Source organism: Cobetia sp. SIMBA_158 (assembly GCF_046566945.1).
GTDB classification, from domain to species: domain Bacteria; phylum Pseudomonadota; class Gammaproteobacteria; order Pseudomonadales; family Halomonadaceae; genus Cobetia; species Cobetia amphilecti.
Window position 1 is genome coordinate 1 of the sequence record NZ_JAWJYL010000058.1, and the last position, 458, is coordinate 458.

The following is a 458-nucleotide window of genomic DNA, read 5'->3' on the forward strand; positions in this document are numbered from 1 at the left end:
ATCAAGGCATACGTTGTAGACTGGCTACTATAAGCGTTTAGGCTGAATAATATGCTCCATGCGCTTGGCTAAACGAATGTCCAAACTAGAGATACCACCTGTATCGTGGTTGGTTAAACGAACTTCTACGATATTGTAGGTATTACGCCATTCAGGATGGTGCTCAAGCGCTTCAGCATGAAATGCCGCTTGGTTCATAAAGCTCATAGCTTCGATAAAATCGCTAAAATGATAGGTTTTGACGATACTATTGCCGTCACGCTGCCAGCCAGCCAGCTCTTCCAGCTGCAGATTGATTTGTTTATCAGATAAACTACTCATATTAATAACCTTTATTGTTATGTCGAATTGGTTTATTAAAAGTGGTGCTGTGATATCTCTCCTATGCGAAATAAATATCTACATGTTTTTCTGCTTTTCCCGATATCACTTAACTGAGTCTCGTTAAAGAATTAATT

General features: G+C 39.1%; 1 protein-coding gene. It reads right to left on the reverse strand.

All coding sequences use genetic code 11. From position 1 onward, the window contains the following. Positions 1 to 27 precede the first annotated feature (27 nt). Positions 28 to 321, reverse strand: coding sequence for a 4a-hydroxytetrahydrobiopterin dehydratase (locus tag R2R70_RS18940; RefSeq protein ID WP_057757953.1), 294 nt, complete (start codon positions 319 to 321; stop codon positions 28 to 30). Positions 322 to 458 lie beyond the last annotated feature (137 nt).